Origin of the sequence: Stenotrophomonas sp. PUT21 (assembly GCF_052232875.1) — a bacterium.
Classification (GTDB): domain Bacteria; phylum Pseudomonadota; class Gammaproteobacteria; order Xanthomonadales; family Xanthomonadaceae; genus Stenotrophomonas; species Stenotrophomonas maltophilia_N.
The window spans coordinates 1,919,933-1,940,683 of record NZ_CP197645.1; the positions used below are offsets into that span (position 1 = coordinate 1,919,933).

Here is a 20,751-nt window from a genome sequence, read left to right on the forward strand (position 1 = left end):
GTCGTTCATCAGTTGGGCGCCCCGAGGTTGACCGCGCCGCCGATGGCCGGGATCACCACGTCACGGGCCTTGGCCTCATCACCTTCCGCAGGCGCACGGGCGGGCACCGCCATCTCCGGCGACCGGAGATTCAGCATGCGGCCCATGTAGCGCACCGCGCTTTCGCCCAGGTAGGCCGGCCCGGCATCGATGTGCTCGCGGTTGTAGTTCGGGCTGCTCACCCGGACGCCATCGTTGAACCGCAGTACATAGGCATTGGTATCCAGCAGCCGGCCATCGGCCGCCAGATGGAAGCGGCGGTTCAACTGCATCAGCTGCGCATCCGCCGGGCGCAGTACCGGGCTGGTGTTGTCCATCAGCAGCTGCAGGGATGGCGTGGTCAGCGTCATGCTGCGTTCCACATGGCCATCGGCGATGGCCACGCGCGACGAGGAGGACGTCAGCTGTGCCTCCATGGCCTGCAGCGCGTCGATCAGCCAGGCATCGCGCGGCTGCACGTCCACCACGATCCGGCTGGCGACACCATTGCGATAGCCGGTCAGGGTGGTGGTCAGCGCGCCTTCGCCCGCATCGGACTGCCTTGCCTGTGCCTGCACATCATCGGCGGCCAGGTTCAAACGGGTATCGACCATCGCCTGAGCCAGCGACAAGGTGTCGCGCGCGGACAGCTGTGCAGCGGCTGCCTGCAGCTGGCCACCAGCCAACGAACCGGCCTGTGCGTCCATGTAGGCCGTGGTGCCGGCGCTGGCACGCTCGAAGCCGATGCTGCCGCCGGCAATGATCGAGTGGGCGCCACCGCTGCGGCCGCTGGAGAACTGGATATCCCGACCTGCCTGCAGCGCTGCGTTGCCACCGGCCTGGTACGCGCCCCACTGCTGGGTGCCGCCGCTGGTCGCCACCAGGTCGCCGCCGGCGCGGGCCGCTTCGATCCGGATATCCCCTACGGCCTGCAACTGCAGGGCTGTCCCCGCCTCCAGCTGTCGGCCCTGAACATCCGAGCCCCGCGATGCCAGCGCGATGCCGCCGGCCGCCTGCAACGCGTCGAACCGCAGCGCTTCATGGGCGGACAGGCCAATGCCGCAGCCTGCGTTGAGCGTGCCGATGGCCAACCCGGCACCGGCATCGCCGCGGAAGTTGCAGCCCACGGTCACTTCATCGGCGGAGAGGTGGGTGCCTGCAACCCAGTCACCATCCACCCCGATCGCTGCCGTGCCCACCTCGATGGACTGACCGGCGCGCAGCGTCATCGAGCCATCGACAGCCGCGCTGCCGACGGTGATGGCGCCGCCCGCGTTGAGCACCAGCGACTGCGCGACCGTTGCATTGCCAAGCTGCACATCCGTGCCGCCATCGATACTTGCCTGCCCCCCCACGGCAGCATTGTCGATGGCCAGCAGACCTCCAGCGTTCGCGGTGAAGTCGCCGTTGCTGGTCAGCTGCTGGATCTGCAGCGCACCGGCCGCATCCAGCTGCATCGCCGCCCCGGAGGACAGCGTCTGCGCTACCAGCGTGGCACCCGTGGTTCCTCTCAGCGCCCCCTGTGCCTGCAGTGTGCCAATGTCCATCGCCCCGCCGCTGCGAAGCTGCGCATCGCCACCGACCGTGGCGGCACGCACATCCAGCGTGCCGGCCGCACCAACGTCCAGCGACTGCCCGACTACCCCCTGGGCCAGGCGTACGTCCGCAGCGCCTTCAAGGCGCGCATCGCCATCGGCCACCAGGTCGCCGATGCCGAGCAGTCCGCCGGCCGCAGCGGCAAGATCGCCGGCGCTGCGCAGCTGCTGCACCTCCAACGCATCGGACGCATCCAGCTGCATTGCCGAACCCGACGACAGCGTCTGCGCCACCAGCGCGGCACCGGCGGCCGCGTTCAGTGCGCCCTGCGCCTGCAGCTCGCCAATGCGCATCGCTCCGGCGCTGTGAAGCTCCGCATCGCCGCCGACCCTCCCCAGGGCCACCGCAAGCGCGCCGGCGCTGTTCACGACGGCATCGGCGCCAGCATCAAGGCGGCCGATGTCGGCAGACGCCGTCTCCAGCTGGAGGTCGGTTGCCGCATCCAGCAGATCCGCTTGCAGATGCGCGTCGCTGTGCAACGAGACCGCCCCCGAGGCGGCCACCACGTCTCCCACCACACCCCCGTTGGGAAGGCGCAGGTGGATGTCCCCGCGGTCGCTGCGTGCCAGCGCAAGCTGGCCGACATCGACCGTGATGGCCTGCGTATCACTGCCGATTCCATCGCCCGCCTGCAGGCTGGCCAGCACGTTGCCGCCGCCACCGATGTTGACGGCTGCGTCTCCATTGGAATCGATGCGGCCGTCAGCCTGCAGCATCACGCTGCCCGTGGCGGTGTTACCGGTGACGGCTACCTTGCCTACCCGGATATCCGCACTGGAACGCACCGCCACCACCCGGCCCGCACTCAGCTGGCTCCCTACCCCCATCGCAACGCCGCCTGCATCGATCTGCACACTGTCGCCAGCGCTGACCTGGGCCCCCGCAGCCAGCGATGTGGCCTGCAGCGAGAGCAGCTGCAGCACCTGGTCAATGGCGGCATCCCCCAACTGCAGGCCGCCACCGGCGGCGACATGGGCGGATGCAGCGCGCAGGTTGCCAATGCGGATATCGCCCATCGGGGCACTGACCGTCGCCTCGCCCGCGGCCTCCACCACCGCCAGCTCGGCACCGCCATACCCCGTGGCCTGCAGATCGCCGCCGGCCTGCAACTGCAGCGCACTCAGTCTGCCCGTGGTGCTCAACAGCTGCAGGTCCCCACCTGCGGTGAGCGTGCCGATCGGCATGTCCACGTCGCTGGAAAGGCGCACCTGGCCTCCCGCCACGCCATCCAGCCGTCCGCCGGCCACGATCCGCAGGGCCAGCGAAGTGCCGTCCTCGTCGCGGATGTCGTCGCGCACGGCGAGCTGGATGTCGCGCCCGGTCAGCGTGCTCACGCCCTTGAGGTAGGACAGCAGGCTGCCATCGCCCACATCCAGGACCACGTCCTGATTCGCTCTCACCAGCCCGATGCGCAGGTTGCCGGCCTGCTGCGCCAGGCGCACATGCTCACCGGCGTTGGCCAGCAGCAGGCTGCCGTTGATCTGCACGCGCAGCGGCTGACCATCGTGGCCCATGATGCTGCGCAGGGCGCTCAGGCTGAGGTCCTTGCCGACGCTCAGTGTTGCGCCGGCGGCGCTGCCGCCGGTATCGGTGATATCGCCGTCACTGCCGATACGCACGTTGCCCCCGGCAGTGAAGCTGTCCAGCGCCAGCGACGTGCTGCCCTGCAGGTAGGCATCGCCGCCCACATCGGCATCGATCCCGCCCGTGGCCGCCAGGACCACCGGTGCCGTGCTGCGGATGCGCAGCGACACCACCACGGCACCGCCGCGCACCTGATCGGGCGTCAGCACGTTGCCCGCTGCGTCGAGCATCTGCACGTCGCCCGGCGTGGTCGCAAGCCGCATGGCCAGCATCGCCTCGGCACTGAGGTTGCCGCTGTTCACGTCCGCCAGGCTGACCGTGTATTCCTTGTCCAGGCGACCGAGGTCATCGCGGGCACGCAGGGTGACATTGCGCCCGATGATGACCGGTTCGGCATTCAGGGCCGAACCGGTGGACGGTTCCAGTGCATTGGCATTGAACACGTAGCGCAGCTGGTCCTGGCTCCACTGTGAGTCAGCCGTCATGCCATCAAGAAGTGCCGCCTTGCGTGCGGCCACCATGGCGCTGTCGCCAGCGCTGGCAGCCAGCTCATAGCGGTACCCCGCGTTGAAGACCGCGAAGATCGCTTCCTGCTGCCAGCCGCTGCCGAAGGCGTCGGTGAACACCGTCCCCAGGCGGTTGAAGCGCTCGGCGAGGTAGTCACTTACCCCTGCATCGTCCAGGCTGCCGCCCCGCGCGGCTTCTGCCATGGCGCGGAACAGGTTGATGGCGGTGCCACCGGCCACGTAGCGCCCATCCACGACACTGCCCAGCGAGCGGAGCTGGAAGTACTCGGCGTAGCTGGCGTCAACCTGGCTCTGATAGCTGGTGATCGACTGCTGGCCGCCGCCCTGGAACAGTTTGAGGTTGTCGCGGAGGCTGGCCAGCTGTGCTTCGTTGAGGAAACTGGACGAGGCGCGCTGGGAGCCGCTGTAGATCGAGCCCGAGGGGGCCTCGATCAGCACGTCGCCGGCCAGCGATTCGATGCGCTGGACCCAGAAGTCGCCGCCGAGGTCGCGCAATGCGATGTCACCGGTCGCCCGAGCCGAGATGAGCCCACCCTCCAGCACGCCGTCGCTGCGGGTACGCTCGCCGGCATCGACCACCAGGGGCCGGGAGAGCGAGCCGATGGCACCGTAGACGCTGTCCAGGGTGATGTCGGCACCGATGATCGACGCAGCATTGCCGTTGGCCGCACCTTCAATGTCGTACTTGGCGCGCAGCCACACATCGCCACGGCCGGTGCCACTGCCGGCGTTGATCAGCACCTTGGCTGCCGAATCCACGTCCAGCGCAATGTCACCGCCCGCACGGGCCACCAGGTTGCCGGCGGCCACGGTGGCGCCGTTGGCGTTGGTGTAGGACACCATCTGGACATCCAGCGGATTGGTGGCTTCGCCGGCCTGGGCGCCGACAATGCTGCCGATGCTGCCGGCCGCGTCGAGGGTCAACTGGTTCGTGATGATCCTGGCATCACGCGATGCGCTGACGATGCTGCCGTTCTCGCTGGTCAGGAAGGTCCGGCCATCGGTGTTCTTCAGAACACCATTGATACGGATGGTCTGGCCGGAGTCGACGTCGAGCAGGCCTGCATCGTTGGCGCTGAAGTTGATGCCGATCCGGTTGTCGGCCTTGGCCGTGTTGGTGACGACCAGCGTGCCAGTGCGCGGGGCGCGCTGGTACCAGCTGGTGCGCCACGTGCCACCGTCATTGAACTCATTGCTGCCCGGGAAACCGTAGTTGTAGCGGCAGCCACTTTGGTTCTTCTTCTCGCAGCGGTAGTTCACGCGTGAATCAAGGTAGCTGCCGAAGTCGCCGGTCAGCTGCGACTCGAAAACCGCCACGCCGCCTGCCTTGTTGCCGTACGTGACCTCGGAGGTTTCCCACTGCTGGCCGTTGAAGACGGTGTTGTTGTACCTGTCTACCCAGCGCCAGTTCTCGGCAGTAAGTACGCCGTTATCGGACTGGATGTTTCGCGCGATGCGGGCGGTCTGTGTCCAAGTCGCGAACATGCCGGCGCGCGGGTCATACGCGGTCGTGTTGCTGAGGGCCGATACCCCCGGGGCATCCCAGTTCAGGGCATTCACACCGCCCTGATAGCCCTTCACGTTGCCGTTGCCGTCGCGCAGATACCACGAGGCGGTATTGAGCTCACGGTCGCGGATGGTGATCTGCCCGGGCGCCCCGTTGCCGACCAGGATGTTGCCAAGCTGCAGGCCCACATCGGCCAGGCCATTGTTGATGACCACCGAGCCCTTGCCACTGACCACATTGAGCGAGCCGGCGGTGGATGTGCTGACGATGCGGCCATCGAGGTAGATCGAACCGCCCCCGTTGGCCGAAATGTCCGGCACGATGAACTGGCGGTTGAGCGAATCGTACTTCAGGGCGATGCGGGAAGAATCTGCGCCGGACTTCGCCACGAACATGGCAGGCACATCGAAGATGCCCTTGCTGGCCTGGCTGTCCTTGCCGTCGATCCAGGCGCGCAACGCGCTGCTTTCGACTAGAATCGCCGAGTAGTCGACCGGCCGCCCCGCCTTCAGCGCGACGTTGACGTCGATGTAGTTGGCCGTGATCTTGATGCCACTGCCGGCGTTCACACCGCTGCCCGTGCTGGGCACCTGGCCAAGGCTGGCGTTGCTGACGTCGTCGGGCTGCGTGGTAAGCAGGGTACGCAGATTCCGGGCATTCACCTTTGGCAGGTAATTGGTGTCCCTGTGGCTGTACCGCGATACCACGCCACCATCGTAGTACTGCCCACCCAGCGCTGAAGCGGTGCAGTCCTTGTCGCCGATGCGATAGCGGCATGCACCAAACACAAGGATGCTGGGGTTGTTGACGTCGTTGCCGGTGCCGTACAGCAGGTAGTCGGTCAAGCTCATGCCGGCCGCGGCGGCCGCTGCGCCGTACTTCGCGTTGGCGATGTACGCCGCGGCGTCGTCGGCATTGGTGATGCCCGATGCCACGCTGTGGCGTGCCCACAGCGCGCTCACCACATTGCCGTACCAGTTTTTCGAGCCGAGGTTGTAGCCAACCTCCCCGTTGGGGGCATTGATCGTCACGCTTTCGGCGAGCTGCTCGCCCCAGCTCTGGATGTTGCCGAGCGCGTTGTACATGTCCAGGTCGCCGCCCGTGACCGAGATCAGCCCGCCCGCACCGATCGCAGCGGTGCCGCTGGTCGCCTCGTTGCGGATGCTCACCAGCGCATTGCTCTGCCCCGGGTTCTGGCTGACGCCGATGCCCACGGCCTGGTTGCTGTTGCCGGTGAACAGCACGTTGCCGCCGCTGTACTCGGGTACCAGGATGTCGCCTGCCAGCAGCAGGTTGTCGGTACTGCGGTTGGTGATGGTGATCTTCGGCGCGCCCTTGGCGGTGACCGACCCGCTGCCGAGGATGTTGCGTCCATACAGGATCACATCGCCGCCGGCCGCATACAGGTCGCCGATGGTGTGGGTATAGAGCGCATTGCCGGAGATCGCATCGAAATCGTGGATGCCCGACGCGTTCAGTCGGGCCTTCAGCGCGCTGCTGAGCTCGCGCTGGGTATCGAACGGCAGCACATCACCCCCACTGCCGGTGCTGGTCAGCTTGCCATTGGCATCGATCAGGATATCCAGCACGTTGTAGCGCCCGGCGACGACGCGGCCATCGATCAGCACATCACCGCGGGTGCTGCCACCACTGCGGCTGTCGCGCACGGTGACCGGAATGAACCCCAACTGGTAGCCGGTGGCGGCGCCATCGGCGTTGCGGAAGACATTTTCACCGTAAGCACCGATCGACACGAATGCGCCACTGAGCAGTTCACTGCCCGCGGCCAGAGTGGTGCTCGCGTTGCTGTTCACCGTGGAGGACGCCGAGGAATCCGGCACCGCGATGAGCCCGCGGCTGTACCCCTGCGAGACCGCATTGGCGGCCAGGCGTGAGGTCCAGCCATTCATGCCGTCCTGGCCGGCGGAGACGAAGGCGTTGTGCAGCGATTCCAGCTTCGCGCCGCGGCCGACATTGACTTGCTGGTCCATCGCCAGCGCCACGTCCGCGTCTGAGATGCCGACCGCAGCCAGCACACCCCAGGTGTTCACCAGCGCGGTGGCGCCGATGTCCGTCGCGGCGTAAGTGCCGACGTTGAGCATGTAGCTGCTCTGCAGGCGCGCGTCATCGCCGATGTTCACGCGGTTGCCGAGCACCGCATTGGTGCGGGCCTTGACCACGGCGGCATTGATCGCCCCGCCGGTCGTCAGCCCCGCACGGTCATCGGTGTTCGCACGGGTGTTTGCCACGAGGTCCAGCGCGCCGCCATCGCCCGGCGTCGGTGCGACGCCGGCGCGCAGCAGGGCGCCCTTGCCGATATCGATGGTGCTGCTGCCATCCAGCCGGGTGACCACCTGTGCGGCACTGCCACTGAGGACACCGCCGCCGGCCGCGCTGGCGGCAAGCTCGCTGCCCAGCGTGCCGGTGTAGTTGTTGTCGGTGCGCAGCACCAGCGATCCGGCCGAGACAATCTGGGCGTCCTCGTCCACCAGCAGCCCGACGGTCGCGTCCGCACGGTTGTTCACGTTGGCGCCACTGGCGTTGAGCACGCCTGCACTGGTGCTGTTCGCGCTGCCCGCGTAGTTGCTGTCGTGCAGCGCACGGGCGTCAAGGCGGCTGACATCCAGCACGGCGTTGCGGCCGATGGACAATTGCGTGGTGCTGTCGGTGCGCGTCGCTGCCAGCGCCGCGTTGCCCGCAATGAGCCCGCCGGTGCCCGCCGTGGCGTTGGCGCGATTCTCGTCCTTGCCGCTGGCGGCGAGTGTGGTGCTGCCTGCGTAAAGCAGGCCCCCCGCCCCCACGGTGACGCCGGTGGTCGCCGAGGACCGCGCGTTGGCATCGACGACGCCAGCGGCCAGCAGGCCCGCCACGCTCAGCCCGGTGGCATCGGCATGCTGGTTGCTGTTGTTGACTGCGCGCATCGCGATGGTGCCGCCGCGCGCGTAGTCGATGATGTTGTTTGTGGAATAGGCCTCACCCTGCACCACCACGTTGGACCCAAGCGCTGCCTGCACCGCGTTGGTGCTGGCAGCGGTGGCGAAGGCGCCGGCGCCGGCCAGATACAGGCCACCGGAACCGGCGACCGCGCGTGCATCCACGCTCCCGCCGTGGACGCTGGCCAGGATGTCCAGCCCACCGCGGTTGGACAGCACCGCACCATCGCCTACATGGGCGTCCACCTTGGCACGGGCGGTGGCATCGGCGACCGCCGCACCGACCGCCAGCCCGCCGGCCAGTGCAGCACCGAAGGCCTCGGCCGAGACCTGGGGGGCGGCCTCGGCATGCACCTCAATGCTGCCGCCCACCCCGGATACGCGTGTCCGCTCGCCCAGCCAGGCGCGCACGTCGGAGCCATCGTCGGCCAGTGCGACGGCGGCGCTGACGCCGGCCAACACGCCACCGGCCGCACCCCACGCGCCTGCATGCGCGCCGCCCAGCGAGCTGGCGGCGAAGGTCACGTTGCCAAAGCCGGCCAAGGTACTGTCGTTGTGCAACCACGCCTGGACGTTAGCGTTGCGTGCCGCGGTTGCAACGACCGCGCCGGCGGCGAGTGCACCGGCCGCCATGCCGGTGGCTGTCACATCCAGCGTGCTGGCATCGCTGGCACGGACCGCAAGACCCTGGCCCTGGCTGCCTGCCTGCAGGTCACCGGCCACCGTGGCCGATACCGTCTGTTCCAGGCGCGCCAAGCCGATGGCAGCGCCGACGCCCACCAGGCCGGCACCGCCGGCATAGACGTCCAGACCTGCGGCCTTGCCTGCGCTGCCGTCGCCGGCGCTGGCGAGCACCGCGATGGAACCGGCCCGCGTGCTGTTCGCCGCCAGCACCGCCTCGGTGCTGCCATACAGGCCGGTCATGCCGAATGCGCCGCCCACGCCGAGGCCACCGGCGCCGAGGCCACCGACCTTGTTGCTGCTGCTCATCAAGGTCTGCGCGCTCACCTCAAGCGCGCGTGCCTGCACGCTGCCGCCACGGATGCTGGCGCTCACCAGGTCCCCACGACCCTGCAGACTGCCGATGTCCACCTGGGCGCGGCTGTTCAGCGCGCCGGCGCCCTGCGCGCCCAGGGTGCCGTCCAGCGCGGCGGCGTCGATCTTCTGGCCATTGCCCAGCTGCTTGAGGCTGGCAAAGGTGCCCCCCAGTTCCGTGTCACTGTCACCACGGTCGCCAATGCCGGCCAGCAGCAGCCCGGCAGCGCCGCCGATGCCGGTGGTGGCGCCCACGCCAGCCGTCACGGTGACCATGTCCACCGCGCGATCGGAGAGGGCATTCACATCGATGCTGCCCGTGGTCGACAGCGTGCTGTCTTCCACGGTGGCCTTGACGGTGCTGCCAAGAATGGCCACCGAGGCACCCGCACCTACACCGCTGCCGGCGATGCCCACGCCCACCGCACCGGAGTACGCGGACAGCCGCAGAATATCTTCGGCCACCACCGCCATATCGGTGGCATCCACCGAGGCCTGGGTGACCAGCGCACGGGTGTCGTTCTGCAGCAGGTGCACCTGTGCCATGCCGGCGATGCCGGCGGCGCCGGCACCCGCGCCACTCACCGCCACGCCATTGAAATCAGAGCGGCTGCGCGCGTTCACGTCGAGGTCGCGTGACACGAAAATGTCGGTCGCGCGCCCACTGTCGCCCACCTGCGCCAGCGTGGTCGCGGTGCCCATGTTGACCAGCGCGGTGCCGGCCACGGCCGCCCCACCCCCCAGTGCGCCTGCGCCGCCCACCAGCGAGGCCGCGTTGTCGCTATGGGCGTTCACCGCCAGTGATCCCGCCCGCAGGGTGCCGCCCAGCACGCTGGCGCGGGTATCGGTGGTGAAGTGGTTGACCACGCCGGTGGCGGCGCCGCCGGTCAGCCCTGCAGCCGCGCCGACCACGATCGCCAGCGCGTTCTGGCTGCCATTGGCCTCTACCGTGACCGCGTCGGCGGCCGACAGGGTGGCGCCCTCGATGCTGGCGCTGGCATGGCTGTCGAACAGGTTGGTCGAGAGCGCTCCTGCGCCCGAGAATACGCCCGCGCTGGCGGCGATGCCGGCCACATAATTGGCCGAAGCCACGTGATGGCTGGCGCGCACATCCACGCTCTGCTCCGCTGCGGCGAGACCTGCGCTGTCCTGGTCGGGGTCGCTGCTGGTGCCCAGCCCATGCTGGTTGATCCGTGCGTCCTTGATGATCGCGGTGGTACTGCCGGCGATGTCGTTGACGGCCGCCATCACCGCCACCGCACCACTGGCGATCGGGGTGGTACCGAGCGCGCCACTGACGCCGATGGTCCTGACCTGCTGGCGCGTGGCCGCATTGACCGCGATGCCATGCACGTCGATATGGCCGGTGCCCAGGTCCACCGTATCGAAATCCATGCCGGCGGCGTCGGTACGGGTGCTGTGGGTATTGCCCGCTGTGCGCCGGCCACTGTCCACGCCTGTCAGCGCATCTCCCATGCCCAGCGCGGTCACGGCAGTTCCCGCACCGGTGATCGCCGCCTCGGTGCTGCCATCCACCAGGTTGACGACGGTACCCAGGCCGATGCCCGCGTTGACGCCCCCGCCGATGCTGCCGGCGTACACGTCAATCTGCTGCGCCTGCGCGGCGAGCACGCCAACGTTGTCCTGTGCCAGGACATTGGCGCCTGCTTCAATCCGTGCCGAGACGGCGCCCTTCATCCGGTTGACCGCCACCGAGGCTGCGCCACCGACCGCGCCGCCGCCGCCCAGGCCAGCGGCCACGGTGCGGATGCGGTTGCCCTGACCGGCGGCCTTTCCGGAGGCATCGGCCTGCACCAGCAGATTGCGGACATCCAGCTCCAGCGCGCTACCGGACACCACCGCCGAGGTAGTGCCGCCGATATCGTTGTAGGCCACTGCCGCGCCCACGCCCACGCTGCCGCCGACCGCTGCGCCACCCGCCAGCGAATCGATGCTGCGCTCGTCACGGGCGCTCACCTTCACATCAGCCAACGGGTTGTGCAGGCTGCTGTCAGTCAGGCTGGCCTGGGTATCGGAGTGGATCAGGTTGGTGGTGACACTGCCGGCCACCGCGGCCGTGCCCGCCCCCGCACCGGAAACGGCCGCCGTACGCACCAGGCTGCGGTTGGCCGCATCGATGCTCAGCGCACTGGTGCCGCCCAGCGTGGCATTCTCCACCACGGCACGGGTACGGCCGCCGATGTCGTTGACGCTGCTGGCTGCGCCGATGCCTGCCGTCCCCCCGGCCGACAGCGCGCCCCCCAACGAATAGGCCGCACCCGAGGTATCGGCGCTGACGGACACCGCGCCGGAGATGCCACTCCCCTGCCCGGTGACACCCCGCAGGCGGGCCTCGGTGAGGGTGTCGATCAGGTTGGTGGTGTTGCTGCCGGCTATGGACGCGGTGCCCCCCAGCGCACCGGCAATGGCCAGTGTCTTGGTGGTGGCGGCCGACGCCGCACTGACATCCAGCGCAGTACTCACCTCCAGCGCGGTTCCATCCACCTCGCCCAGCGTGGTATCGCCGATGGTGGCCACGTTGATCGCCGCGCCGATCGCGGCGGTGCCACTGCCGGCGACCGCACCAGCCAGTGTGTGGATACGCGATGCGTTGCTGGCGGCCACCTGCACGATGCCCGCCTGCACGCTGCCGTCCCGCAAGGCGGCCTCGGCATGGTTGTCGATCCTGCTCCAGCCCACCGAGCCTTGAATGGCGACATTGTTGGCTGCGCCTGCGGCAACCGCACCGGACAGGATCCTGGCGGCGTTGGCGGCGTCGACATCGACCCGGCCGATGCCGGCAGTCAGCTGCGCATCATCGACCAGCGCCAGCGTGGTGTTGCCGATGTCATTGATGGTCAACGCCGCACCTACGGCGACCTTGGAGCCCAGCGTTGCCGCACCGGCCAGCGAGCCGATGAAAGCTTCATCGCGTGCCTCCAGGTGGATGCTGCCTGCGTTGAGCTGTGCGCCATCGCGCGGGACCTGGCCTTGTGCGTCGGCCAGGCCACGGCCAACCAGCACCGAGGTGGTATTGCCGATGGCGTTGTAGGAGGCACTGCCAACCCCGGTGAAATTGCCGGTGCTGCCGCCGATGCCGGCACTCACTGCCAGGATGTCGGACTGGTCGTTGGCGGTGAGCGCGATGCGCCCGGCATCCAGCGTGGCATCGTTGACCGACACGGTATGCGTGTTGTTGATGGTGTTGTAGGCGAAGGCTACCCCGGCATTGTTGCCTCCCACCTGGACCATGCCGGCAACGGCGATGATCGAGCTGCGGGCATTGTTGCGACCCGCGGCATCCACCCGCGTATCGTCGGTGCTCGCGGTGTCGGCATTGGCGTCGACCTCGATGGGGCCGATCCCGGCGCCACAGTAATCGACCGCAAAGCCCGAGCCGCAGCCGTCGCCGGTCCCACGTACGTCGTCGATCGTCGCCGTCCCGGCGAAGGCTTCGATGTCACCGCTGGCGATGATGCGGGTGCCCCCATCGATGCTGGCGGTGGTCTGGCTGGCGATCTGGTTGACCAGCACCGAACCGGCGATCGCCACGCCATCGTTGCGCGTGGACGCCCCGCCACTGGCGGCCGCCGCCACGATCCGTGAGGCATCGGCCACACGCACGCGCACATCCTGTACGCCGCCGATATCGGCACCGCTGATGGAGGCGCGGGTGCTGTCGCCCACCTCGGCGTACGTCACTGCCGCCCCCAGGCCGGCCTTGCCGCCCGCATACAGTGCGCCACCCCCGTTGGCGATCCTGGAGGCGTTCACGGCCTTGACATCGACACTCGCGGCCGCGCCGTTCTTCCCGCTGATGCTGCCCCCGATGATGCTGGCGGCGGTGTCGTTGTGGGACATCGCCACGGTCGCCGAGATCGCGCCGGCACCGGCCGAGCTCTGGTTGGAAGAGGCATTGACGCCTACGCTCAGCCCGACGTTGACCTGTTCGCTTTCGTTGCGTGCGGTCACCGTGACAGTGCCGGCATCGTGAACGGTGCTGTCGCGCAACTGCGCGGTGGTCGCGTTCTGGATGTCACCGTAGGCCACGCCACCGGCCAGCGATGCGCTGCCCTGCGTGTTGTCCGACCCGGCCGCAGCCACCGACAGCGCACCGCTGACGCTGACCAGCAGCGTCTCGTTGGTCGCCGCAAGATCCAGCTTCACGCCGTTACCACTGAGGTCCTTGATCACGGCCGAGCTGATGTCGGCCTTGGTGTTCTGCCGGGCACGGTTCACCGTCGCACTGCCGGACAGGGCAATGCCGAACTTGGGTTGCGGGGTCTGCGCGCCCTGCCCCGGCGCCGGGCTCCCGCCACCGAGCAGGCCCTTGGCTTTGTCGAAGTACTCGGTCAGCCCGGCGCTGCCGTTGCTGTCGGCCTTGTTCGCCATGCCTTCCAGTGCGGTCACCTTGCCGAGCGCGCGGGTCTTGAGCGAATCCAGGAAGCCCGGGTTTTCCGCATTCTGTTTGGCCGCCAGCTCATCCTGCGCCTTCTTCAACTGTTCCGACGAGCTCTTGGCGACGGCGCCGGCCGCGGCCACCGCGCCGGCCAGACCACCGCTGCTGGCGTTGACTGCCAGCTCCCCCGTGGTGATCGCGCCTACCGGTGCCATGCTGCTGCCGGTCGCGAAGGCTGCAGGCACCGCACCGATGAAGGCGCGGGTGTCGCTATCCAGCTGCTGGTAGGCAACGCTGGCCCCAACCGACACGCTGTCGCTCATCGCAACGGCACCGGCCACGGACCACACGAACAGGTCTTCATCGGCACGCACGCCAACCGTGGCTGCACGGATGTCGGCACGGTTGCTGATCCCGGCCAGCGTGGTGCTGTCCAGGTCGAGTGCGGTGGCTGTTCCGCTGACACCGATGCTGCCGCCCTGGCCTGACTGCAGCGCCAGCGCCACCACGGTTTCCTTGTTGTCGGCCTGTACGGCCAGGCTGCCGGCACCGGCATCGACGCGGACGCCATCGTGGATGATCGCCGCCGCCGTGTTCTGATAATCGACGTAGCCAACGCTGCCGCCCAAGGCAGTTCCACCGTTGCCGACGTTGCTGTCCTTGAGGTTCTTCAGCGCAAGATCACCGGCCGCGTGCAGCCCGGTGACATCGGTGTTGGCACGCACGGTGGTGGTAGCGTCAAACGTCCGGCTGCGCGCAGCGCCGGCATGGTCCTCACCCTCCAGCGCGGCGCTCCACGCCGCGGTGCTGGTGTCGCGGGTGGTCAGCGACGCGCCAGCGGCGACATCGGTGCGGGCGCTGTTGCTGGCCTTGAACCAGCTGACCGCGCCCCCGATGGCCACTTCCTCGGCCGAGCCCCGCGCCGCCGCGTACGAAGCGAACAGCTCCGACGGGTCGGTGATCAGGTCCTTGGCAGCGGAGATCGACGTCTTGAACGCGTCGAAGCTGCTGAAATCCGGGACGGCACCGGTGAGCGCACTGAAATCACGCGGCAGGCGTACGTCCGACGACAATCCGATCCGTTGCGCCGCCAGCTCGGCCGAACTGCCCACCAGGGTCCGTGCCTCATGAGTAAGGTTGGCGATGTTGACCGCCCCGGACAACGCGAACGCCGAGCCATCCGCGCTCTTGCCCTTGGCCAGAACGTTGCTCATCGCATGGTTGCCGATCTGTGCGTCGGTGACCTGGCTGTCGACCACGATCGCGCCGGCACTGTCGATCCTGGTGCCGGCGCCGATGCTGGCGGTGGCCGTATGATCGCCGTCGACGACGCTGATCGCCCCGCCGAGGCGGAAGGGCGACGCCGTGGTCGGGGTCGTCGCCGGCGGCGTGCTGCCGCCGTCCTCGCTGCCACTCAGCTTGGCGATGGCGCCCCCAATGCCGGCGCCGGCCAGCGACTGCGCCACGCTCATCAGGCCATCGCTGCCGCTGCTGATCGCTTCTACCTGCTCCTGGCCCGGCAGCGGTTCGCTCTTCGGGCCGGTGATCAGCGTGCTGGTCTTGTTGAGGCGCGTGATGCTGGCCGCCTGAACGGTGACATCGCCTGCCGTGGTGCGGGTATCACGGTCCAGGCGTGCTTCGGCCGCCATATCCTGCAGGCTGATCGCGCCGGCCAGGCCCACCGCGCCATTCTTGTCGGCACGCGCCGTGGCGGAAGTGTCCAGGGAGACCGCGTTGACGGCGGAAACGTTGACGCTGGCGGCGTTGAGCGCTGGCCCACCGGCTTCAATCACCGCACGGGTGTCAACGTTGACGTTGCTGATCGCCGCCGTGAACGCAGCCGTCGTGTTGTTCACCGCGAACGATTCGGCCGCAAGCTTCAGCGTCGTATCGGCATCGGCCTTCACCGCGACATCGCCACCCGCTGCAAGCGTCGCGCCCGAGCGCACGATCGCTTCCGTGGTGGCGTTGATCTGCGCGTATGCCGCGCCCAGGCTGAGCAGGTGCTTTTTCGGAATGGTGTTGCCATTGGCATCCTTCACCGGGTCGCCGTTGGCATCGGTCACCACATCGCCCTTCTCGTACGCCTTTCCGGCGGCGGAATTGTCGATGGCCTGCCGGGTGCTGGCGTGCAGCGTGATGTCATCGCGCGCGGTCAGCGCCGCGCTGTCCTTCACTTCCACCCGCGCCGTGGTGGAGCCGTGCAGGAACGAGATCTGTTCCCCCAGCAGCTTGTCCGCGCCCAGGTTCACCAGCGCATCGCCGAGGTCCTTGAGGTTGCTGGAATCGGTGACGCTGTTGACGAGGTCGGCCTTGAGCTCGTCGAATACCGCACCGTCCTTGTCGTAGCCGGAATCGATCACCGCAAGCGCGGTCAACTCGATATCGTCCGCCTCCAGACGTGCGTTGCCGCCCACCGTCACCGTTGCCTCGGCACTGCGCACGCCCAGCCCGGTATCGGAGATCGCCGCCGCGCGCAGTTGAATGCGGCCGCCCTCGTTGACCAGTACCAGCGGCTGCGAGGCGCCGGTATTGACGGCCGCGCCGATGCCCTGCAGATCGCCATTGACATCGCGCGGGCCGGCCGGCACCAACAGCGTGCCGGTGACATCAATGGCCCTGGCCTGTACGCGGATGCCGTTGCGGGCGTTCACTGTCCCGTGCAGCTCCACCGTCTTGTCGGTGAGCTGTCCCGGCGTCAGCGCGCCGTACATCAGGGCATCCAGGCTCTCTCCGGCGCTGAGGATGTCGCTGGCCGTGGCGCGGTTGGCCGTGGCCACCGACAGCGAGCCGACATTGAGCACGCCACCGTTGCCGACCACCAAGCCATCCGGGGCGACGAAGAACACCTTGCCGCCTACCGCATTGGTCGATTCCAGCACGCTGTTGAGGTTGCCGTTGATGTACGCACGCGCGTCGGTGACCAGGTTGACCAGGTTGTGCACCTGTTGCTGACCCTGGGTGGGCAGCACAAGATCAACGGTCTGGCCGACGCCCACCCCGAATTCGCGGAAGGAATTGAACGCGACCTGGTTGCCGGCGGCCCCCTTCACTGTGCGGGTGGTCACGCTCCAGCGCGGATCGCTTCCCTGCCGGACCACCTGGGTGTCGGTGCGGCCATCGGTGACCATCGCACTGCCGTCATCGCCGGCGATCACACTGCCTGGCAATGCCAGCCCCAGCACGGAGCCGATGGCCACGGCCAGCCCGGCAGGGCGCAGGCGATGGTTCCCCAGCTGCGCATTACGCACGGTGGAAGACGGGCAGGACGAGGGGTCGCGATGGTTCATGGCAGGCTCCGGGCAGTGGCAGGCGGTCGCAACCGCGGGCCACGAAGGGTCGCGACAAGGCAGGCGTGCCTTGCCGCTGGACGGCATTGCTGGGCAGGGATCAGTGCGTTGCGGCAGCGGCTGGACGGCTGTCCAGCGCGCGGCTGAGCAGCTCAACATTGCCCAGCGAAAGCAGATGGGCGTAGATCAGCCCCAGGTCGCCCGAACGCGCCAGATCCTGGAGCGCCTTGCCCTTCAATTCGCGCAGCTTCTGCTCATCAACGACGAAGAAGCCATCCAGCGAGAAGCCCTCGCCCAGCGCGGTCTGCACGTTCACCTGCCGCGGCACCAGCAGCCCATGGCTGGCCAGCGCCGCGCTGAAAGCACGCGTCCGCGCCAGGTGCACCTGGTACTCCTGCAGGAACTGCAGTGCGTTGCTCAGCAGCGGGCTGTCCTTGCCCTCGTCATCGAACAGTGGCGCACCTTCCTCGCCCCCTTCACGGATGCCCGCATACCCCGCATCCAGGCAGACGGTGAAATCGCTGCCCTGCTCATCGCGTTCGGCGAGCACGAACGGGTAGCGACGCAGGAACGCCGGCACATAGGCCCCCTCGGCCCAGCTGCCCTGCTCATCGACCATCAGGTTCTGGCCGGCACGCAGGCCCAGCAGTGCAGCCGGCACCACCGCGTCGGCGCTGTTGCCGGCGAACAGGATCGGATACTCGCGGGCCACCGGCGCGAACTCCACACAGGCCAGCGGCACGGAGTTGAGGGTGGCGGCGAAGGCGAAATCGCCGGGAGTGGCCACCACCCGGTGGTGGCGATGGACGACGCGGTTGAGCTGGATCGGACGTTCGTAGATGAGCAGCTGCTTCATGGTGGTTCCCCCTGGAGTGCAAAAAGTGCCCCTTTGCCTAACAACCGTGGAAAGCAGCGCCGTCCCATCAGTCAGCACGCAATTCGTCACACTTTTTTAATGAACGCGTTCACAAACCCCAGGCGCCACGCGCCATTGGACCTATGCGCCTTCCCGCTCCATCACCCCATCCCCATCCGTCGCAGCGCGCGCCGTCGTGGCGCGCGCCTTCTTCCGGCCCGCCGGTGCCGGCACGGCCATTACGCGTCATCCCGGTGATGCGCCCTCAGACGAACATGCCGCCCGATGCCTCCACCCGCTGCGCGGTGATCCATGCGGTCTGCGGCGACAGCAGCGCCACCGCCACCGGGCCGATGTCATCGGGCTTGCCTGGGCGGCCCATCGCGGTCACCGAGGACACCATCGCGTTGACCTGCGCATCGTCGCGCACGCGGCCGCCGCCGAAGTCGGTCTCGATCGCGCCCGGGGCCAGCGTGTTGGCACTGATGCCGCGTGCGCCCAGCTCCTTGGCCAGGTAACGGGTAAACACTTCGATGCCGCCTTTCATCATCGCGTAGGCCGAACTGCCCGGCAGCGAGAACCGCGCCAGCCCGCTGGACACGTTGAGGATGCGACCGCCGTCTGCGATCAGCGGCAGCAGCGCCTGGGTCAGGAAGTACGGCCCCTTCAGGTGCACGGCGACCAGTGCATCGAACTGCTCGACCGTGGTGTCGGCGATCATCGCGTGCAGGCCTTCGCCCGCGTTGTTCAGCAGCCCCTGCAGATGGGAGTCGCCCCACCCCTCCAGCACGCTGCGAACCTGGCCGGCGAAGGCACCGAAGCCGGCGCTGTCGGCCATGTCCAACGGAATCGCGGCGGCACGGCGCCCCAACGCGTTGATGCGGGCGACCACTTCCTGGGCGGCCTCGGCCTGGCTGCGGTAGGTGAGGATGATGTCGGCGCCATCGGCCGCCAGTGCGAGGGCGGCGTTGCGACCGAGGCCACGGCTGCCGCCGGTGATCAGAACGACTCGGGTTGTCTTGCTCATGTCAGTGCACCTGCCTGGGGAATGGGAGACCAGCGTATTGGTGTTGCAGGGCTGCATAAATCGGCGGATGCTGATTTGACTGTCCATACACCACGAACAATCAATGGATCGCCTCGATCAACTGCGCTGCTTCCTGCGGGTCGCCGAACTGGGCTCGTTCACCGGCGCGGCCGACAGCCTGGGCCTGGCCAAGGCCAGCGTATCGCTGGCGGTGCAGCGTCTGGAGGCAGAGGTCGGCGTACAGCTGCTGCACCGGACCACGCGCCGGGTGCAGCTCACCGCCGATGGTGCCCAGTTCCAGACCCGCGCCCACGATCTGCTGCATGACATGGACGATCTGCAGGGCATGTTCCGGGTCGATACCAGCCAGTTGAAGGGCCGCCTGCGGGTGGACATGTCCAGTGGGCTGGCCCGGCAGCTGGTGATCCCGCAGCTGCCGGGCTTCCTCGCGCAGCATCCGGGGGTGGAGATCGAGCTGAGCGGTACCGACCGCCGGGTCGATCTGATCCGTGAGGGGTTCGACTGTGTGCTGCGGGTCGGGCCGCTGGATGACAACACGCTGGTGGCCCGCCCGCTGGGACGGCTGCCGATCGTCAACTGCGCCAGTCCCGCGTACCTGGCCGCGCGCGGGATACCGGTCACGCTGGATGATCTGGCCGGCCATGCGCTGGTGCACTACGTGGGCACTCTGGGCCAGGGCTCGCCCGGCTTCGAGTACCACGATGGCGAGGGCTATCGCAGCCTGCCGATGCGCGGCGCGGTGACGGTCAACAGTGGCGACGGCTATACCGCTGCGGCGCTGGCCGGGCTGGGGATCATCCAGGTGCCACGACTCGGCGTCCGGCGCGCGCTGGCGGACGGCACCCTGGTGGAGATCCTGCCGGACTGTCTGGCCGAGCCGATGCCGGTCACCCTTCTGTACGCCCAGCGCCGCCATCTGCCGCGCCGGGTCGCGGCGTTCATGGAATGGGCGGCCACGGTGATCCGGCCGGAGCTGCTGCCGCAGCGGTGAGGGCGTGGTGCGCACGCGACCTGAATGAACCCGCGCATTCGCGCATATTCGCGCACATACACGCACGCACACCGTCGTTTCATGGTAAGGTGCACCCCAGATACAGGCGCATACGTGCACTTTCGTGCATGTTCAGGCAAGTCGCCACCGCGCCTCCGCCCTGATCCGAGGTTATCGATGACTACCCAGGACGCCCTGCCGGGCGAGCGCCAACAGACCATCCTGCGCCTGCTGCGCGAACACGGCCGCGTGATGTCGGCCCAGCTGGCCGTCGAACTGCAGGTCTCGGAGGATTCGATCCGCCGTGACCTGCGTGAGCTGGCCGCGCAGGGTCTGTGCCGCAAGGTACACGGCGGCGCACTGCCGGCCGCCCCGGCGTTCCCGGCGCTGGCCGAGCGCCACGAAAAGGACCATGACCGCAAGCTCGCGTTGGCCCGGATCGCGGCCACGCAGGTGCTGCCCGGTGAGCTGGTGTTTCTCGACGCCGGTTCGACCAACAGCGTGATCGCCGGTTGCCTGCCCGCCGATCAGGGCGTGCGCGTGGTGACCAACGCCCCGGATATCGCGCTGGCGCTGATGACGCGCCCGGGCATCGAGGTCAGCCTCGTCGGCGGCCGCATGGACCCGCGTATCGGCGCGACCGTGGGCGCGCAGGCGCTGGAAGCAGTCGCCGCACTGCGGGTGGACGTGTGCTTTGTCGGCACCTGCGCGGTGGATGCCGACGCTGGCATCTGGGCCGTGGACGGCGAGGAGGCAACGCTCAAGCGCGCGCTGCTCGCGGCGAGCAGCCGCTGCGTGGTGGTCGCCACGAACGACAAGCTGGGTGCGCAGGCCTCGCACCGGATCGGTGATGTGGACCAGATCGATCTGCTGGTCGTCGAGGCCGATGCGCCGCCCGCACAGGTCGCCGCGTTCGAGCGTCGTGGCGTTGCTCTCCAGCGCGCCGCGCAGCACTGAGGTCCGGACC

The 20,751-nt window shown here is 68.3% G+C and carries 5 protein-coding genes; 2 read left to right on the top strand and 3 right to left on the bottom strand.

Annotated features, from left to right (window positions below; all coding sequences use genetic code 11):
• Positions 1-8: 8 nt before the first annotated feature.
• From ACTT2I_RS08920 to ACTT2I_RS08930, 3 genes are all read right to left on the bottom strand, one after another.
• Complete coding sequence (locus ACTT2I_RS08920) at positions 9-16,889, bottom strand: leukotoxin LktA family filamentous adhesin (RefSeq protein ID WP_443096831.1); 16,881 nt, start codon at positions 16,887-16,889, stop codon at positions 9-11.
• A gap of 100 nt (positions 16,890-16,989) precedes the next feature.
• Entirely contained in the window at positions 16,990-17,745 is a 756-nt protein-coding gene (locus tag ACTT2I_RS08925) for a SapC family protein (RefSeq protein ID WP_421099897.1), read from the bottom strand.
• A 265-nt stretch (positions 17,746-18,010) separates the two neighbouring features.
• A complete protein-coding gene (locus ACTT2I_RS08930; RefSeq protein ID WP_421099896.1) occupies positions 18,011-18,772 on the bottom strand; it encodes an SDR family NAD(P)-dependent oxidoreductase in 762 nt (253 codons plus the stop codon).
• A gap of 103 nt (positions 18,773-18,875) precedes the next feature.
• On the opposite strand from ACTT2I_RS08930, the gene ACTT2I_RS08935 reads away from it, so the two are divergent.
• Both ACTT2I_RS08935 and ACTT2I_RS08940 read left to right on the top strand, forming a co-directional pair.
• Positions 18,876-19,784: a LysR family transcriptional regulator gene (locus ACTT2I_RS08935; RefSeq protein WP_421099895.1), complete on the top strand. Its 909-nt coding sequence runs from the start codon at positions 18,876-18,878 to the stop codon at positions 19,782-19,784.
• Between the two features lie 177 nt (positions 19,785-19,961).
• Positions 19,962-20,741: a DeoR/GlpR family DNA-binding transcription regulator gene (locus tag ACTT2I_RS08940; protein ID WP_421099894.1), complete on the top strand. Its 780-nt coding sequence runs from the start codon at positions 19,962-19,964 to the stop codon at positions 20,739-20,741.
• The last annotated feature ends 10 nt before the right edge of the window (positions 20,742-20,751 follow it).